At 43.2% G+C, this 19,961-nt stretch carries 8 protein-coding genes; 2 read left to right on the top strand and 6 right to left on the bottom strand.

The window, feature by feature from the left end; all coding sequences use genetic code 11:
- Positions 1 to 12: 12 nt before the first annotated feature.
- From RBH95_RS08115 to RBH95_RS08090, 6 genes are all read right to left on the bottom strand, one after another.
- Entirely contained in the window at positions 13 to 8,244 is an 8,232-nt protein-coding gene (locus RBH95_RS08115) for a T9SS type B sorting domain-containing protein (protein ID WP_307902189.1), read from the bottom strand.
- A 99-nt stretch (positions 8,245 to 8,343) separates the two neighbouring features.
- Positions 8,344 to 11,019, bottom strand: coding sequence for a type IX secretion system membrane protein PorP/SprF (locus tag RBH95_RS08110; protein WP_307902188.1), 2,676 nt, complete (start codon positions 11,017 to 11,019; stop codon positions 8,344 to 8,346).
- 1 nt (position 11,020) lies between these two features.
- On the bottom strand, positions 11,021 to 12,484 hold the full coding sequence (locus tag RBH95_RS08105; RefSeq protein WP_307902187.1) for a gliding motility-associated C-terminal domain-containing protein: 1,464 nt from the start codon (positions 12,482 to 12,484) through the stop codon (positions 11,021 to 11,023).
- A 183-nt stretch (positions 12,485 to 12,667) separates the two neighbouring features.
- Positions 12,668 to 13,966, bottom strand: a complete 1,299-nt coding sequence (locus RBH95_RS08100) for a hypothetical protein (protein WP_307902186.1) — start codon at positions 13,964 to 13,966, stop codon at positions 12,668 to 12,670.
- Between the two features lie 352 nt (positions 13,967 to 14,318).
- A complete protein-coding gene (locus RBH95_RS08095; protein ID WP_307902185.1) occupies positions 14,319 to 14,765 on the bottom strand; it encodes a hypothetical protein in 447 nt (148 codons plus the stop codon).
- Positions 14,766 to 14,936: 171 nt separating this feature from the next.
- A complete protein-coding gene (locus tag RBH95_RS08090; RefSeq protein ID WP_307902184.1) occupies positions 14,937 to 17,438 on the bottom strand; it encodes a heavy metal translocating P-type ATPase in 2,502 nt (833 codons plus the stop codon).
- A gap of 518 nt (positions 17,439 to 17,956) precedes the next feature.
- Here RBH95_RS08090 and mce point away from each other — a divergent pair.
- Positions 17,957 to 18,364, top strand: coding sequence for a methylmalonyl-CoA epimerase (gene mce, locus RBH95_RS08085; RefSeq protein ID WP_307902183.1), 408 nt, complete (start codon positions 17,957 to 17,959; stop codon positions 18,362 to 18,364).
- 37 nt (positions 18,365 to 18,401) lie between these two features.
- Positions 18,402 to 19,961 carry an acyl-CoA carboxylase subunit beta gene (locus tag RBH95_RS08080; protein ID WP_307902182.1) on the top strand — a complete coding sequence of 520 codons (1,560 nt, stop codon included), beginning with the start codon at positions 18,402 to 18,404 and terminating at the stop codon, positions 19,959 to 19,961.

Below are 19,961 nucleotides of genomic sequence, written 5' to 3'. Positions count from 1 at the left end.
AACATTGAATTATTATCTATATAGGGTAAAATGTCCAACAAACTCTCTGTCGTTGTTTGAGCTGTTGAGCCTTACCACATACCAATAGTCGCCCGTTGGCAGCTCTTGGTTGTTATAACGTCCGTCCCAGTACTGGCCCTGGTGGTAGGTCCCCACCTTGCGCCCATATCTGTCGTAAATATCAAACTCCAGGTTCGGGAAGTCGTCCGTACACGGCGCCCAGGTGTCCTGGATACCGTCACCGTTCGGGGTAAAGTAGTTCGGGATACAAGGGTCCACGTACTCAAGGTAGATCCTTGCCTCGGCAATACAGCCGTTGCTGTCCGTTACCGTTACCAGATACTCGCCCGTCTCAGAGATCATAAAGGTATTCTCACTACCGTAGTCCTCGTCGTTAAGGGTGAAGGTATACTCTCCGTTACCTCCCGTGGCCAGGGCTACAATCTGGTTCTGGTCACCCTCGTTTAGGGCCAGGTCCACCGGCTCGAACACGCCTATATCGAAGAACTCCGTGGTCTGGATACAGCCATTGGTATGGCGCACCTCTATATAGTGGTCCGTTCCCGGAGGTATGTTCTCAAACACATTGCTCACCTGGTAAGGGCCACCGTTCAGTGAGTAGTCCACTTCGGCTGGGTCCACGCTCTCATCAATAAGCACGGTCACGATGTTTGCCGAGAAGTTGTCGATACATACGTACTCCACTTCCAACAGCGGGTCCAGGTTCACCGCCTCCGGGAAGGTGATGTTCCATTCGGACTCACAGCCCATACTGTCACGGACATATACGATATGGTCCCCTCCGGAGAGTTCCGTAAAGTCAAATACCGTCTGCCCTGCAGCTCCCGTAGTATAAGGGCCGTCGTACGCATCAAGGCTTACGCTGTAAGGCGCCGTTCCCCCGGAGATCTCGATACTGAACTCCCCGTCGTTGTCGCCCGCACATGGGGTCGGCAATATGGAGTCAGGAACAATACTCACGATCAACGGTTCCGGTTCGGTGATGGTAAAGCTGAACATTACATAACAGCCCAGCTCGTCCTGTACGATCACCTCGTAGTCCCCTGGCCATAGGTTCTCGAACACATTGGTCTCGAAGAACTGGTCCATCTGTGGGGAGATGGCATATTTGATGATGCCCGTTCCTCCTGTGGCAATAATCTCCAAAGAGCCGTCATTGCCCCCAAAACAGGTTACATTGTTGATCTCAAAGGTCGCTTCCAATGGTGCATCAGGCTCGGTAATGCTGATGGTTGCCGAAGTGCTCTCGCAATCGTCACTCTGCACATGTACCGTATAGGTACCCGCCAAAAGCTCCGTAAACACCCCAGGGGTATCCTGTACCGCTGTTGGGATGGCATTGCCCGAAGCATCCTGCAAGGTATAGACATAGTTGCCCAGACCTCCCTCGGCAACGGCCACAATGGTACCGTTGTTGTCGCCCGCACAGTTGATGGTCGGGTTGGTAGAGGCCAACTCTATAGTCAACTCCGGAAGCGGATCGATGGTGATCTCGTTGGATATCGTCGCTATACAGCCATTGGCATCCTTAACGTAATATTCATAGCTTCCCGCCGGTACCGTAAAGGATACAGAGGTCGTGAACGACCCCAATACCGTGGTAAAGGCACTGGTATCGCTATAGGTATAGGCTCCCGTTCCTCCCGTAGCGCTCAGGGTAAGCTCCCCGTCGTTCAGACAGGTCGGCGAGGCACTCTTCACCAAACTCGCCTCGATGGCTGTTGGCTCGGAGATGGCAATGTCCGCCGAGGTCGTGCTACAGCCATAGCCATCGGTGATGGTCACGTTGTAGGTCCCTGCCCCCAGGTTGGCAAACTCGTTGGAGGTCTGCGGTCCAGAGGTACTTGCTATAGGAGCGAGTGTATTTAAGGTATAGGTATAGTTGCTCTCCTGGCCTCCCGTTACGTTGTCTATAACGATCGTAGCGTTCTCATCCCCAAAACAGGACAGCATGGTCACACTTGGCGTAAAGGTCGCTGCAATAGGCTCCGGAACTTCAAGGGTCACGTCCGCAGAGGCAATACAGCCCTGTGCGTCCATAACGTTCACGGTATAGGTCCCTGCAGAAAGTCCCGTAAAGGTTCCGTTCGGTGAGTAGGCCACCGTAGCGGCTCCGGTCAGTTCGTATTCATAGCTGCCCCATCCCCCTTCGGCAATGGCCGTAATGGTCCCCTGATCATCGGTACAGGTCACGTTGGAGGTTTCCGTAGCCGTAAGGGCCAACGCTTCGGAAGGCGAGCCTATCACCACCGTAGCGGTTGCCGAACAGAACGGCACGTCCGTTTCGGTGATCACCACCGTAAAGGTACCGGCATTCATACCCGTTACCGTTTGTGGGTTGTTGGCCGTATTGGCCGCAACCGCTCCCGTTACCGATACCCCGGCATTGTCGAATACCTCATAGGTATAGGCCCCGGAGTAGTTGGACACGTTGATATCGAAGGCGCCCGTATCGTCACCAAAACAGGTCACGGTACTTGGCGTAGCCGTAAAGGTTGGCAGTACCGCTGCCGGCAAGGATACCTCTACAACTTCCTCACAGGAAGTCACGGTATCGGTTACCGTAATGGTATACAGTCCCGAAGGCAGTCCCGAGAACACATTGCCCGACAGGGTTGCCGTGGCAGGGTTCGGACTGATGGCATAGGTAAATGTTCCTGAACCTCCCAAAGTTGCAATGGACAATTGTCCATCGTCATTGTTACAGGTAGGCAGTGCCTCTACAGATGGTGTTATGTTCAGCGGTGCCGCAATACTCACCGTTACCGTGTTCCCACAGCCGTTGGCATCCTGCACCTCTACCGTATGGTCGCCCGAGGCTAGGTTCGTTATGGTAAACGGTGCCGTCTGTGTCTGGAAGGCGCCGCCATCGATACTATAGCTATATGGAGGAATTCCTGCAATATCTAGGTTTACCGTCATTTCATAGGTACCGTCCACATCCAGACATTCATCGGCAAGCGTTGCCGAAATCTCTGGGGAAGGGTCCGCTGGCAGTACCACCACTGGACTGCTCACGATACAGCCATAGGCATCCATCACATGTACATAATAGTCTCCTGCATCCAAGCTGAAGGTACTGGCCGAGGCCCATGCTGCATCCGTTTCCGAAGGTGCGGTTGCCGTGGTTGTTACTTGGTATTGGTAAGGTGCCGTTCCGTCATGTCCCACCGCACTGATCTGTCCTGAGGCCATGTTACAGTTGGCATTCTGGTCGATCGATGTGCTCAGGCTCAACGGGATCTCCGATTCGGTAATATTGAACGGAATGGTCACAATGCTACAGCCGGCATTCGGCCCTGTGTTCTCCGTGATCAGTACGTAGTAGTTCCCAAAAGGAAGCGGTCCTAGGTCCGTTACAGTCAAGGAGCCGTTGCCCCCTACCGTTCCAGATCCGGTCACCCCTGCAGATTCCTGCGTCAGGGTATCGAACACTTCGTAGTTGATGTCTATGGAAGTCCCGTAGGAACTGTTGATGGTAAACGCCACAGTTCCGTCCGCACTGCCCGTACAGCTGATGTTCGCTGCCGATACGGCCGTGGCCGTTAGGGTCGAATTGGTCGGGATCGGTGTGGTGGCCGGTTCAAAATAGCTACAGTTGGTCGATGCATCGTATACGATAAAGGTATAGCTAACCCCTGGGGTCAGTCCCGTAAAGGTGGCCGACTGGCTACCTGGGGCATCCTCTGGGATCCATGATCCCGCCGGGTTTGGATATACCGATACCGGTCCCTGGTAGATACTGAAATAAAATGGCCCGGAGCTCACCAAGGTGGAACCGATGCTCACTACGGCCTCCCCCCCTGCTGCACAGTCCACTGTGGTGGCTATGGAGATATCAAGATCGGTAGGCGGCGAGGCCACCAAGACATCCTGGATCAATACCGAACAGCCGTTGGCATCCACCACATTGATCTGGTAAAGCCCAAAGTCCACCACGTCAAAGCTCACCGAAGTGGAGCCCGTGGCGTTCAGCTCGGAGTTATCGTAACCGTTGGTTCCGGTCACAAAATAATTGTATGGGGCCGTCCCTCCCGTTACTCCATCAATAATGATGGATCCCTGGGATACCCCTGTAGAGGTACAGGTGATGTCTACGGTATGGTAGTCCACTGCTATGGCATCCGGCTCACCGATGGTTACCGTCTCTGTGGCCTCACAGGACTTGGCATCGGTTAGGGTTACCGTATAGGTTCCCGCTGTCAATCCAGAGGTCTGCGTACCGTAGTCCACTCCCGTGGTGTCGTTGGTTACGTTGATGGTGAACGGTGGGGTTCCTACCGTGGTGTCAATGGTCACATCTATAGAACCGTTGGCATCGCCGTTGCACAGTATCGGTGCATCCAGGGCCACCGTAAGGGCCGGCATGGAAATGGGCTGAACTGTGATCACGCCCGTTTCTGCCGTACACCCACTGGCATCGGTTACCTGGAACTGGTAGGTTCCGGCTGTTCCCGTGGTATAGGTAAAGGTAGCTCCAGTAGCGCCCAATGCACTATAGGCTGCGCCACCAATCGATACCGCATAGGTATATGGAGGGGTCCCTCCGCCTATGGTCCCTTCGATGATGGCATCCGGAGATGCAGTACAGTCCAAATCCTTTACAAGGACAGCTCCCATGGTAAGGGCCGGAAGCGGATCGATGGTATAGGTTTCTGTATAGTTACAGTCGTTGGCATCCTTAACCTGGAAGGTATAGGTGCCCGGTTCCAATCCGGCAAATTCATTGGAGGCCTGGTAGGCCGTGGCCGCCGAGGCAGGTGCGATGATCTGGTATTCCAAAGCGCCCGTTCCCCCTGTTACCGTAGCGACCGTAACTGTGGCCGTGTTCGATGGACAGGTCACAGGGGTGCTGGTAAAGTCTACATCTGTTGGAGGATCCAAAGGTTCTATAACGATTGGAGCTGTGATATAGGTACATCCTGTGGAATCTTCAATAGTTACTGTATAGGTGCCCGCCGTCAGTCCCGTAAAGGTACTGCCCGACTGGAAGGTCACTCCGTCAAGGCTATAGGTATAGGGCGCTACGCCACCTGAAACGTTACTTACCGTGATAGTCCCGGTACTGCTACAGGTATAGGGCGCCGTCAGTTCGGCTACCCCAATGATTGGGTCGTTCGCCGTGATGGTCACCGTCTGGGGCTCCGTCAGACACACCGAACTTCCCAAGGTATATTGGAGCACTACTTCGTAGTCCCCTTCCGCAAGACCTGTGAACACCGGTGAACTTACAAAAGTCAATCCCCCGTCGATGCTGTACTGCAATGCATTTCCATTGGCGTCTACAACTTCAATATTTATGGTACCCGTATCTCCAGAACTTATACAAGTAATATTCGTCTGAGAAATTGTGTATTCCGGAGCAGGGATAGCTTCCACATTTATAGACGTAGTTGCCGTACAGTTATTGGCATCCATCACCGTAATTTCATATAATCCAGGTGTGGATACTGTAATTTCAGGAGATGATTGAAAATCCGTATCACTATTCGCAAAATAGTAATAAGGAGGCGTTCCTCCTGAAGCATAAACCGTAATCACACCATCCGTACAAGTTAGCGGTGTTGTTAAGGCTGCCGACACCTCAATCATTGGAGGTTCTACAATTTCAATTTCTTCCGTATACACACATCCATCATCAGTACTTACATTAACCGTATATACTCCTGGATTTAATGAAGAAAATTCATAATCGCTCGCCATGATAGGTCCAACTCCATCCACAAAAGTTCCACCTTGGTAAAGGCTGTAGTAATATTGCGGTAAGGCTTCATTAACCGCTAAATGCACACTTCCAAAGTCACCATAACATTCTGGTTGGGTAATGTTACTAACCACAGAAAACTCTCTTTCCATCACATGTACACTCGGTGTCTCGAAAATACAAGGGTTGGTGTCTACTCCTATTTGTTGGATGTAAATGGTATAATATCCTGGAGAATTGACCGTAAACACATTACTGGTTTGGTAGTTTACACCATCAATACTGTATTCATACCCGGAAGGCACACCCCCTACTGTAATTTGACCAGGTGTTTCACAAATGATATCTTGAGCCGTAGCTGTAGGATTCAATAAATTTTGATAGACATTAAAATAGAAAATACTATAGCACCCCCCTGGGTAGTTGATTACTAGTCTGAATTGACCAGAATTATCAGCCGTAAAATCTGGACCTGTCCCTACTTGATTCCAAGTACAGGCATCATTTTCGTTGGCACAGTCCGGAGTTGCCACAGCTTCACAGCTTGACTCATCCAACTTTTCCCAAATAATTGATACAGCATCACTAATTCCAGTTAAAATATCACGTGAATCGTTGGCGCCACATAAAAAGATATTTGGCAGTTCCTTACCATCGTTTGGACAGATGACTACTTCATCTGCATAAGGAATCACTGGATTTGTTTGGGTGGTTCCATACAAGGTCACGGTTACCACTTCTTCAATAGATAAACAAGTTGCAGGCGCTGTATTGGTTACATAATAAGTTCCCGTTTCGGTTACCGTAATAGTTTGCGTTGTTCCAATAACCGGTGCCCCAGATGGGCTGGTTGACCAAGAATAGGCTTCATAACCATCGGCTGCGGTTAATTCAACACTTCCGCCACATAACACTTCTTCTCTTTCATAATCACAATTTGAAATGTCTACCAAAAAGTTGGTTGGTTGCGGGAAACTATTACATTCTACAGATACGTAACTTGGTTGATCTTCCACAGTAATAGAACTAATTGCTCCAGTATAAGTTGCAAAAGCCTGATTTATGATTTCATTGGAACAAGCCTGACTTAAATCGTAACAGTTTGGTACCACTTGTACCGCTAAACGAATCACGAATACAGGATCTCCAAATTCTACAGATTCATCAGGAATGTCGAACACAATAGTACGAGTCACAGGGTCGTAAGAAGACAAAGTTGCACCACCTGAATTGGTCAAGTCAATGTCTGTAGCGGGATCAAAAACAATATTTTCAGGAAGGATATCGGTTAACGTAAAATTGGTGATATCTTCATTCCCTATATTTTGATAGCTTATTTCATAAAACAGGTTTTGACCTAAAATAACATCATCACCATTTATTTCGTTACCAAATTCATCTTCTACAATTTTTACCAACTCTATTTCTGGCGAAATTATATCCACTGCAAAGGCACTAAAAAATGAAAACAAAGGATCTGCCTGTCCTTGAGCCACCTGTAGTGTAAAGGAAGCTGATGTTTCACTATGCCCTATATATTCCGGTTCAGAATTAATAATTTCCAAAAATCCAGTATCATATCCCAAAGTATTGGTTCCGGAGGGATTTCTGGGATAGGACACCCCATTAATGTTTTCAATAACCGACCCAAAAAATTTGTTTGCCGATCTTAAGGGGGTGGTTACCTCCTTATTATTAATTTCTAATTTGGTGGCTCTATTATTTTTATCACCGTCCAAAACGGCATAGGCAAATTGTAAATCGATATGTCCTGCTGGGGGCGTTGTAAAACCATCCACAGGAATTTCTTCGTAATGGTCATCATATATGTGGCTAAACCCATCAAAAGTCGTGAAGGATTTCATATGGAGATTCGGATCTTCGTAAATCACAAAGAGAGTCCATCCTGCCGATAGTCCCGTTGAATAATTGGATCCTTCACTTGATGTGACATTGGCAACCGTATAAGTTCCTTCAATATCTGTTAAACCATTCAAAATATCCGTTACCTCCGCATAGCATGCATAAGGGGTGTTGCCTGGCTCATTGTCTTCAGAAATAATTGGATCTACAATGGCGTCATAAATAAGTTCTCCTGTGATATCGACATAAGAAGTGCCATCGGGAGTCTTGAACTTGACTTGGTTGATATCGGATCGGTCCCCACTTTGAAGCATGGCTCCCCAATACAAAGCAGCATAAGCAACCGAATAACAGTTGGTTTCACTTCCATCTTCCTGAGGAGGCAATACAATATCGGCACTACTTGAGCTGAACGTGGAAGCGTCTGAATCGATATCGATATATTGCATTTCTACATCTTGGTTATCCACGGTATTATCATTTCCTGGCAGGTTGTCCTGTCCAAGAATATTATTACCTATAACCAGCATACTCCCTTTTACTTCAATGCTCTCCCTTATGGTAAATGGCTCATAGGTTTGGGCCATGGTACCAAAGCTCATCAGCAATAGAAATAAACCTAAAAGGTAAGGCTTATAATAAGTAGGCGTTTTCATGGTGTTTCTGTTTTTTAATCCTATTTTCTCCAAGGGGCATTGCAGAAAACAGGTATGCCATTACTACTATTTTTAATTCAAATCTTTAATTTTTAATACTTAATTCTCTATTTTAATTATTGATAGCTTTTGATTATAAGGTCTATTACCTTTTGATTTCATTGCTTCATTGGCCTGTTCGATGGCATCAAATTTTTGGTAATAGATGTAATATTTACTGGTATTGACATCGTAGAAGAAATCAACATCCGTTCTTCCAGAAGCAACCACTTTTGTTAAGAAATCATCTCTCTTAGCTACATCATTGTGTACCGCCAAAATCATGTAATATCCACTTTCTACATTCTTAACATTTTTCACAATTTGGATGTTTCCTCCAAGGTCTTCTCCAAAATTAAATTCATCAACCTTCAATGGTGCAGATCTTAATTGTGTACTTTGTTTGATGTTTTTCAAAGCCAATCTATCACGCATATATCTATCGTCCTCATTATCATAGGCTGCACGTTTGATTCTACGTTTTCTTTCTATCTCAGTCGCTCTATTGATACCTTCCAAAGTAGTTGTTAAACTCGCTTTGGTATCCATAGCTTTCAATTGTTCAGACTTTAATCGCTTAATGGTTTTCTTGTAATACAACATTACAGGATCATTTTCTATTGGCGCAAACTGCAATCTTTGTTCATACAAGTCTTCCAATTCTTCAATACGCTGGGTCCGGGTATCAATGATTTGATCTATATCTGCCTTCAAAGCTTCGATAGCTCTGTTTTCTGCAGATATACTCTTAAATGGTTTTGGAGCCACTATAATTCCTTGATCTCCCAAATCATTTTCCTCTTTTAAATCCTTAAGGTCTTGATTCTTTATGGCGATTGCCTCTTTATACCTTGTGATTAAGTCCACTTGAGCCGTGCTATCAGTCTCTGTCAATTTGGTAATCTCGTTCATGGATTTAGCCAAATTGTCTGTAGCTTCCATTGCCATTTCCTTATCCGACAACGCTTCCTTGGCTTTTGCTTCCGCAGCCAATTTAGCTTCTTCTTCAGCTTTGGCTTTTGCGGCAGCTTCTGCAGCTAAACGGGTCTCCTCTTCGGCTTGAGCTTTGGCCAATGCTTCTGCTTCCAATCTCGCTTGCTCTTCTGCCTCAGCCTTAGCTTTTGCTTCAGCGGCCAATCGAGCTTCCTCTGCTGCTTTTTCTTTTGCTGCAGCTTCTGCAGCTAACCTTGCTTCTTCCTCTGCTTGAGCTTGAGCTTGGGCTTGGGCCTTAGCTGCCAATCTAGCAGCTTCCGCTTCTTTTGCCAATCTAGCCTCTTCTTCAGCTTTGGCTTGAGCAGCTAACCTAGCTTGTTCTTCGGCTTGTGCCTGAGCTTTGGCTTCCGCAGCCAAACGAGCTTCCTCATCAGCCTTAGCTTTTGCGGCAGCTTCTGCAGCTATACGGGCCTCTTCCTCTGCTTCTCTTACCAACCTTGCCTCTTCAGCAGCCTTAGCTTTTTTCTCTGCTGCTATTTTAGCTTTGGCCTCTGCGACAGCTTTCGCTCTTGCTTCTTCTTCCTGTCGTTTTGCTTCTGCCTCGGCCGCCAACCTAGCCGCTTCTTCGGCTTTTGCTTTGGCAGCAGCCTCCTTAGCCAATTTAGCTTCTGCTTCCGCTGCTAATATCGCTTCTTTTGCTTCTGCCTCTGCCTTGGCTTCTGCAGCCAATTTAGCTTCTTCGTCTGCTTTCGCTTTTGCAGCCTCTCTTTTTGCAATAGCAGCCCTTCTATTGGCCTCTGCCTGTTGCTTAGATTTTTGAGACACCGGTTTTCTTCTCTTTTCAGGGAACACGATGGCACTCACATCATCCTCTCTACTATAGTCAAAGCGTTCTGTATTATTAAATCTATAAGCCAAAGTAATTTCATGGGAAGGACCAAAATCGGTGAATTCACCAACTGCTTTTTCAAAATTATATTCAATGGCAATTTGAGGGGTAATATTTAAGCCCAAACCAGCCGAAGCTCCGTATAAAGTGTTATATCCTGCCTGAGCCCAGATTCCTTTAGGCACCATTAGCATTGCCAAACCAGACACTATGGTTTCATCTGACCGAAACTCTGATCTTACTAAAGCTTGGAATCTACTTTGATCAAAAAAGCCCCTGCTGTCCATATACCCCGTATACATGACATGTCCTTGTACACCTTGTTCTGGGGTATCCTTAATTAGTTGTGAAGCGTTTACATTATAAAGTACCAAATTGGTTAATGCCACACCGAAATCAAAAAAGCCTGTTCCATAATTGATTCCAGGATTAATGGTCAATAAGAAATTCGAGGGGATATTATTAAGCGAAGGGTCATCGTAATTAGTAACCACATTACCACTATTTACACCACTCCTATAAGCTCCTACATTTAGTCCAAAAGTTAAATTGCTCTCCCAATTTAAACGGGCGTTGTAAGCAAAATTCAAAAGACCTCCAAACGTAGTAAGTACTCCATAATTTTGTTGAAATGCACCTATACCAATCCCAATATTTTCCTTAAACCTACCAGAGAAACTCGCCAAATAAGTTTGTGGCGCATCCTCAAACTGCACCCATTCCCTTTTATTATTAAAACTAAGATACTTGTGCTGCTCTCGTACAAAACTGAAGGTAGGATTGATAACATATCTATTGAAACGCAAAGAATTACGTACCGGTAAGGCAAAAGATACTACCCCATCCTCTTCTTGAGAATAGGTTATCTGCATCGTACAGATAATTAATAGTATGGCCAACAGATACGTCTTCATGTTACTTTACAACAGTTATAGAACCTTTTTTAGAGTCTTGTCCAGGACTGGTTATGATATAATAAAATACTTGGTTTACACTACTTACTCCCATTTGGTTCTCAGGCCAATTGTTCATATAACTATTGGTTTGAAGTACTACCTTCCCTCTGCTATCCATAATCACAACATCGGTATTACTCCCACTAACATATTGTTGCGGGATAACCCAAGTATCATTGATTCCATCGCCGTTGGGGCTGATAAGATTTGGAATATTGTCTACTACTGGAAATGGATCTATAGGTTCCCCTATTTCAAAAAGGAATTCATGTGAACTCTCACAACCCGTCGTTTGTGTTATCACAACTTTATAGGAACCATAATCATAGGCTTCAAAAGTATCTTCAGTTGCATTAGGAAGCAATGTTCCATTAAAATACCATTCGTATATAGGGTTACTGGCGGTGGTACTTACCTGTACCCATAACGAATCGCCCTCTTCCAATTGGTTTTCTTCAGGAATATTAATCTCGCTTTCAAAACTTTCACTAACCAAATCAATAGATCCCGAAGTTTCACAGCTTCCCAAATCAACTTCAACTGAATACAATCCAGATTCACTGGTTTGGTAAGTTTGTCCCGTAGCTCCTGAAATAGCCACACCATCCTTGTACCATTGGTAGCTGTCACCGCCTATCGTTGCCAAGGTTGTCATACCCTGATCTGGACAAAATGGATTTCCTAAACTCGAAGCTATAGTGGCATCAGCCTCCCCGGCAGACACCTCACTAATGGTTACTCTATTAGAAAATGAATTGGACGTACAGGTCCCATAATTGGTTTCGGCAAAATAGGTTCCTTCTTGACTAACGGAAAGTGTAGGTCCTTGAGAAACAAACACAGCCGTTGTAGGCCCCGTTTCCTTAAACCAATTAAAAGTAAGCGAAGGGTAATTGAGCGGAGAATCATTTTCTCCTGTTCCTGGATTATCTATAGTCAACAAATAGCTTCCGCCAGAGCAAAATGCTCCGGTAGAAACCAAATTATTAATTGAAAATGGACTGTCTTGAATTTTGTAATAAGCGGCAAAGGCCACAGATTTTGCACTTGTAGCAACAGGAGCTGTACTTTTTATTCTCAGCTTATACCCTTCTCCAGCTGTAGTGGTCGGCAATGAAAAACTTAAAGTTGCCGGTGACACGGTAACAGCTCCTGGCTGTGAAGTGAATATTGTTGTAGGGTTAGAAAAATCGCCTTCAGGATCTGACATTTCAAGGATAAACTGGTTGGATGTAGCCAATCCTGCTTCTGGAGAAAACACAAAAGATACAGTATAGGTATTGAAAGCTTCACTGGCACACGCCTGACTAAATCCTAAATTTGGCGTACCAATTACTATCTGGGCATTGGCTTGTTGCACACACAAGCAAACACATACACCCAAAAGCAAAGTAAGTCTGTTTAAGATAGTAGTTTTTTGCATTCAATTACATTTAGCAATTATCCGTTTTTAATTTTGTCAACCTTATCGGTCCAAAACACCTTATCAGTATTTATTTCTATCTGATTTAGGCTCCAAAAGGGCTTGCTTACACTTCTCTTAAAATTAGAAGATTAGCAACACCCTATATTTCCTGTAAAATGATCCTAGGAAATCTTCCAATGCCTAATCGGCATTGGAAGCATAAATTTTGTTGATACGCAACCTAAAGTCTGGTCGTTTTGAATTGCTCAAATCGATGAATGTTTCAGAATCGCTTCCTTTAGAATACACGTTGAAAAATGCGCGGTTACCATACCAGTTCTCCAAATCTTCATTGTTGGAATTGTGTTCTGTAAATATATTCCCGTTGCAGTTGTTGAAATACATTTCACTAAACTTGATACGGTCTAAGTTTTTGTTATTAATTGTAATATTGTCGTCTAGAATTACAGCTGGGTTAAATCCAGAGATTACACTTTTACTCATTTCCAATGAAGCATGTTGTGCAATGTATAACGCTTCTTTCACCAAGCCTACCTCAATATCGGACGCTAAATTGTCACTTATATTGACTAGGGTAAGGTTTTCTGCTTTCACAAAAGTTCCTTTTTTGGTCAAGTCTACTTCGTTCTTATCTTCATAAGAAGCCACATACATACATCTAGATCCATCTGCACCAGATACATATGGAGAACGGATAGCCAATGAATTGGTAATTTGGCATTGCGCTCCGTAGTTGAATTTATAGTCATCGCTACTGGTTCTATAGGACACCATTTGTGTCATATTAAATTCACCACCAATAACACTAAATGAATTTCCCTCACAATAGCTTACCATAACATTTTCAACAACCGTTTTATTTCCAACACCGGCAAGTGTTAAACCGTTGAAGAAACCATACTCCTTGGTACGCTTTCCTGCAAATTCAATTCTTACATATCTAAAGATTCCCGAATCAGACTCTGCATTCTCTCCACCATAATTAATATATTCAAAAGAAGTAGGTCTTAATCCGTAGTTAACAGAAGAGCCATTTCCAAATTTATTGATTGGGGCATCTCCAAGAATGAACACGCCTCCCCAATCACCTTCTTTTTTCACACTTCTGTTAGATGAGAAAATAATTGGATCTGTTTCCAAACCATCTGCAACAATTTTAGAGCCTTTACTTACTACCAAAGTTCCGTTGGTTTTAAAATCACCAAGGATTACGGTTCCTGGTTCAATAGTAAGTGTAGCGCCGTCTGTTACAAATACACTACCTAATAATAAATAGGTATCCTTTTTAAAAAGTTTGGTGTCTTGTGTAATATTACCACTCAAGATTTGAGTTGGTTCACCATAGTCTACATGGTTGGGTCTAAATTCGGTCCAGTTGTTTAACCAGTTCGTGGTCCCTATGATTCCCTTCTCCTGTTGGGCAAACAGATTGACCGCAGCCAAAAGAAACAAACATAGTGTCTGAGTAAAGTTTTTCATAAGTAATGTAATTATTAATAGATTAAGGGTCTTGTACTGTTAATGTATCAAAAGTATAAACAAATCCTACGAAATACAAAAAAAGTCGATTAAATGCTATTTTTTATTAGTCCAGTAATAAAAAACCTACTTACAACCTATAAAAAGACAGAATAAACTTACTTTTTAAGTATTTCAGAATTCACTTATTAGCTTCCGAATTTTCAATCATACGTCATTACAATAGTACATCACAATTCAAAAAGCAGGGGTACACTTTCTATTATGATATTGTAATGATAGTTTTACTATACCTTAAATTAATCACCCTCTAAGCCCATTACTTCATATAAGCTTAGTGGTAATTTGAATCTTAAAAATCGTCGTAGGTATGTAAGGACTTCAAGGTTTCTTCATAAAACAAAATCGCCATGATTAAGTTGGATTTATCCGAGTACGGCAAAATTCGCTTTTGAAACTCAATGGTACTTTCAAAATACTCTTTGGACGCTTCAATATTATCCTCCAAAGCTTTTTTGTTATCCTTAGTTTCGGGAATTCCCATAGTAGCCATTGTAACACCAGGCTTGGTAGCGAAGGCAATGTTAGGCAAGATTTTTACAATAACTTCAATGCGCTCTTTGTAGAGCTCCAATAAATCTCCTTTAGGCATATGCTCTAACTGATCTCTGTCATGATACTTTGCAATAGAGACCTTACCGCTAATAATGCTAGGAGATTCCTCTTTATTCTTTTGGGCAAAACCAATGCCCGTAACAAGTATAAAAACAATACTTAATAGGGTAAATTTAGTTTTCATAGTTTAGATTTAAGGCGTTAACTACAGCAAATTTATGTAATTAAACGTAAAAAACAAGCATTTCATCGATTTTTTTCATAAAATTTATACAATAATTTGCCTTTTTAGGTTTTTCACCACCTACCACCTATCCACTTCACTATCAAACAACAACGCCCAATACCTTCCTATTTAAACACTAGTTTTACGCAACCTAAGTGCATTTGCTATTACCGACACAGAACTAAAACTCATAGCCAGCGCCGCTAACATTGGAGATAAAAGTATCCCAAAAAATGGATACAATACACCCGCGGCAACAGGCACCCCAACCGTATTATATACTAAAGCAAAAAATAAGTTTTGCTTGATATTTTTCATTACGGCATCACTTAAATGTTTCGCTTTTACAATACTTTGCAAATCACCTTTCACTAAAGTAATCATGGCACTTTCTATGGCCACATCAGTTCCTGTTCCCATGGCAATCCCTACATCGCTCTTAGCCAAAGCAGGGGCGTCATTTATTCCATCTCCTGCCACGGCTACCACTCTACCTTCAGCCTGCAGCCGCTCCACTTCTTTAAGTTTATCTTCCGGCATTAAGCCCGCTTTAAAACCAATTCCATTAAGTTCCGAAGCTACGGCTTGCGCTGTTGTTTCATTATCCCCTGTAAGCATTACTATTTCCATGCCCAAATCCTGAAGTTCTTCGATAGCTTTGGCACTAGTAGCTTTTATTTTATCTCCAATAACAACGTAGCCATTAACCGCTTTACCCACTGCTAAATACGAAACTGTTTTTCCTTGCTCTTGAAAGTTTTGCACTTCTTCTTGCATTTCCGGACTAACTTTGGCTCCTATTTCATCCATTAATTTTTTATTCCCCAAAAACACTTCCAATCCATCTACCACACCGGATACTCCTTTCCCTGTTAAGGATTCAAACTTTCCAGCTTGCAGCACCTTTATATTTTTCTCTTTAGCATACTTTACAATTGCTTCGGCCAAAGGATGTCCACTATTACTGTTTAGGGATGCCGCCAATTTCATCACCTTTTCAGCGGTTACATTTTCTTTATCAAAAGCTCCAATTTTTTCAACCGTAGGCTTTCCCTCTGTTATAGTACCCGTTTTATCTACTATAATAGTATTCACCTTTCCCATAGTCTCTAAAGCTTCTGCATTTTTAATAAGGACACCATTTTGCGCCCCCTTTCCTACGCCTACCATTACTGACATAGGTGTTGCCAAGCCTAAAGCACAAGGGCACGCAATAATAAGTACGGCAATGGCATTAATCAAGGCGTACACATAGGCCGGCTGTGGCCCCCAAACTACCCACACTATAAAAGTGATCACGGACACCAATACAACTATTGGTACAAAATATGCCGAAATACGATCTGCTAATTTTTGAATAGGCGCCCTGCTTCTGCTAGCGTCATTAACCATTTGTACAATTTGTGATAAAAGGGTATCGTTTCCTACTTTTTCAGCTTTCATAACAAAAACTTGGTTACCATTAATAGTTCCACTACTCACTTTATCGCCTTTCACCTTATTTACGGGAATAGGCTCTCCCGTAATCATAGATTCATCCACCGAAGATTCCCCCTCCACAATTTCACCATCCACCGGTATTTTATCTCCCGGTTTTACTTTTAGCAAATCTCCTAATACTATTTTATCAATACTGACCTCTTTCTCCTCCCCATCTACAACCTTAACGGCTTTATTGGGCGCCAATTTTAAAAGCTCCTTCACAGCTGAATTGGTTTTACTATGGGCCTTTGCTTCCAACAACTGTCCTAATAATACCAAAGTCAGAATAACTGTTGCTGCTTCAAAATACACGTGTACCACTCCAGATTCCGATTTGAACTGCTGCGGAAACAAATCTGGAATCAACAAGCCCACTACACTAAAGATCCAGGCAACTCCCGCCCCAATACCTATTAAAGTGAACATATTAAGATTCCAGGTTTTGATACTTTTATAAGCACGTTCAAAAAACATCCAAGCCGCATAAAACACCACTGGTAAGGACAAGACAAATTGCACCCAATTCCAGTATTTTTGATTTATGATATTATATAGCGGATTATTGGCCAGCATATCGCTCATGGCAATAATAAATATGGGAAGTGTAAAGGCTACTGCCAACCAAAACTTCTTTAGAAGTTTTTTATAAGTTTGCTCCTCTGCCGACAATTGAGGTTTCATAGGCACCAAATCCATCCCACATCTTGGACAGGCTCCCTCCTCATCCTTAACTACTTCCGGATGCATTGGGCAAGTCCATTGTTGAGCTGAAACCGCCGTCAAGTTTTGCTCTTCTACCAAATCCATTCCGCATACAGGACAATCCCCAGCTTTATCATAGGTTTTATCACCTTCGCAGTGCATAGGGCAATAAAACACTCCCGTTCCCTGCCCCTTAGCAGGCGTTTCTTTTTTTAGTTTGTGCTCCTGTTTTTCTCCCGGCATATGGATACTATAACGTCCGCCGTCTGCTTTAAGAGCTTCCTGAAAAACCTCAATAGGAATGTGCGAGGTCATTTCCACTGTAGCTTCGGCCGCTTCCAAATCTACCGTTACATTGGATACATTTTTTACTTTAGACAAGGTGTCTTCCACATGCTTTCTACAACCATTGCAGGACATGCCATGTATATGATAGGTATGAACCATACTTTATATATTATATGAACTATTAAATCGAATTTCATGAGGGCAATCTCCAAAAGAAAATTCGTAAAATATGGTATAAAGATACTACATCTTTTTGTGACGCCTTATAGCTTTAAGACTTATGCCACCTTTACTATACTCCTATTTATTTAGACAAATCTACCCATAAAGTCCCCATAGAGTATCCATAGGGTTACTATGGGGCAGCTATAGGGATACCCAAAAGAAAACGGATGAACTTTCTCTATTTTTTCAATAGATTTTAAACGGAATTTCAATGAAACCCAAATACTAAAAATCTCCTGTTTATGTGATGCGCAAACCTTTGGTTTTGGTCATTTAGACCATAAAATGAAAAAAAAATAGGTTCCAAACCAGCGAAAAAGTTTTCAACTATTACGTTTTCGTTAAATATTTCTTAAAGAAATTACGAATAACATGATATATATCATAATATAAAATGGAATCCTACAATAGCTTTGATGTAACAAACGGAATTGTAACATAAACTATGAATCATGGATATCTCACACATTGAGCATATTGGAATTGCTGTTGAAAACTTAGATGAAGCCATTAAATATTATGAACAAGTCTTAGGGATGAAATGCTATGCTATAGAAGAGGTTGTCGATCAAAAAGTGAAGACAGCCTTTTTTTTGGTCGGTACTAGTCAAACTAAAATCGAATTATTGGAGAGCACCTCCCCCGATGGACCTATTGGAAAATTCATCGCAAAAAAAGGCCCAGGCATTCACCACATCGCTTTTGCCGTTAACGACGCTACCAAAGCCTTACAATTGGCAGGAGACAAAGGCGTACAACTAATAGACCAACAGTCTCGAAAAGGAGCCGAAGGTCTAGACATAGGCTTCCTTCACCCAAAATCTACACTAGGAGTCCTCACAGAACTATGTTCTAAATAAATACCAAACCATATATACGGTAACAAAAACATACCCCATGGCAAATCAAGATAAAATTAATGAGCTCATCGCCAAACGCGCCGAAGCTCGATTGGGAGGCGGAGAAAAACGTATCGACTCACAACACGCTAAAGGAAAACTAACCGCACGCGAACGTATTGAAATTCTTTTGGATGAAAATAGCTTTGAAGAATTTGATATGTTCGTTACCCACAGGACCAAATCCTTTGGCCTAGACAAGGAACGCTACCTATCTGATGGTGTTGTAACGGGTCATGGTACCATAGATGGGCGCATTGTATATGTATTCTCTCAAGATTTCACGGTATTTGGAGGTTCGCTCTCCGAAACTTATGCTTTAAAAATCTGTAAAATCATGGATATGGCCATGAAAATAGGTGTTCCTGTTATTGGCCTCAATGATAGTGGCGGTGCTCGTATTCAAGAAGGAGTACGATCACTTGCCGGTTATGCCGAAATTTTCCAAAGAAATATTATGGCTTCTGGACTCATCCCTCAAATATCCTCTATCCTTGGCCCTTGTGCCGGAGGGGCCGTTTATTCTCCAGCCCTAACAGATTTCACCATCATGACAGACCAAACCAGTTACATGTTTGTAACGGGCCCCAAAGTGGTTAAATCGGTTACAGGAGAAGAAGTGACTACAGAACAATTGGGAGGTGCCAACATCCACTCTACCAAATCTGGAGTGTCTCATTTTTTAGCCGAAAATGATGAAGAAAACCTAATGCTCATCAGAAAGCTACTAAGCTACCTTCCTTCCAACAATCTAGAAGAACCACCAACCATAGCAACTTCAGACCCTATCGATAGACTGGATGATGAACTGAATAGTATTATTCCTGAAAACCCCAACCAACCCTATGATATCTTGGATGTCATCTCAACAATTACCGATAATGGTGAATTTTTGGAAGTGCACTCCAATTACGCCAAAAATATTGTTGTAGGCTTTGCCCGATTCAATGGGCACTCTGTAGGAATTGTAGCTAACCAACCAAAATTTTACGCAGGAGTTTTAGATTGTGAATCTTCAAGAAAAGCAGCCCGTTTTGTCCGCTTCTGCGATGGCTTCAATATTCCATTAGTAACCTTGGTAGACGTTCCAGGGTTCCTACCAGGCACTGGGCAAGAGTATGCAGGTATTATACTACATGGTGCCAAACTACTCTTTGCCTATGGAGAAGCCACTGTACCTAAAGTAACCATCACTCTTAGAAAATCTTATGGTGGAGCCCATGATGTAATGAGCTGCAAACAGTTGCGCGGTGATTTAAATTATGCTTGGCCAACCGCAGAAATTGCAGTAATGGGTGCCAAAGGAGCTGTAGAGGTGTTGGAAGGCTCCAACATTAGAAAGATTACAGATGCCGATGAAAAACTTAACTACATCGAAGAGAAGGAAAATGAATACACTACCAAATTTGCCAACCCATACGTGGCTGCCAAATACGGCTTTATCGACGATGTTATAGAACCTAGAAACACACGATTCCGAATTATTAGAGGTCTGGAACTATTAGCCAATAAAAAAGAGGTAAACCCTCCTAAAAAACACTCAAACATCCCTTTATAA

The sequence above is a fragment of the Mangrovimonas sp. YM274 genome (assembly GCF_030908385.1).
Classification (GTDB): Bacteria; Bacteroidota; Bacteroidia; order Flavobacteriales; family Flavobacteriaceae; genus Mangrovimonas_A.
Note: the sequence above shows the minus strand (reverse complement) of the source record. Positions and strands in the feature narration are given on the sequence as shown.

Bases quoted from the DNA above. Each gene is read 5' to 3' on its own strand.
- mce (WP_307902183.1), top strand. From the start codon at position 17,957: ATGGATATCTCACACATTGAGCATATTGGAATTGCTGTTGAAAACTTA.
- RBH95_RS08090 (WP_307902184.1), bottom strand. From the start codon at position 17,438: ATGGTTCATACCTATCATATACATGGCATGTCCTGCAATGGTTGTAGA.
- RBH95_RS08115 (WP_307902189.1), bottom strand. From the start codon at position 8,244: ATGAAAACGCCTACTTATTATAAGCCTTACCTTTTAGGTTTATTTCTA.
- RBH95_RS08110 (WP_307902188.1), bottom strand. From the start codon at position 11,019: ATGAAGACGTATCTGTTGGCCATACTATTAATTATCTGTACGATGCAG.
- RBH95_RS08080 (WP_307902182.1), top strand. From the start codon at position 18,402: ATGGCAAATCAAGATAAAATTAATGAGCTCATCGCCAAACGCGCCGAA.
- RBH95_RS08100 (WP_307902186.1), bottom strand. From the start codon at position 13,966: ATGAAAAACTTTACTCAGACACTATGTTTGTTTCTTTTGGCTGCGGTC.
- RBH95_RS08105 (WP_307902187.1), bottom strand. From the start codon at position 12,484: ATGCAAAAAACTACTATCTTAAACAGACTTACTTTGCTTTTGGGTGTA.
- RBH95_RS08095 (WP_307902185.1), bottom strand. From the start codon at position 14,765: ATGAAAACTAAATTTACCCTATTAAGTATTGTTTTTATACTTGTTACG.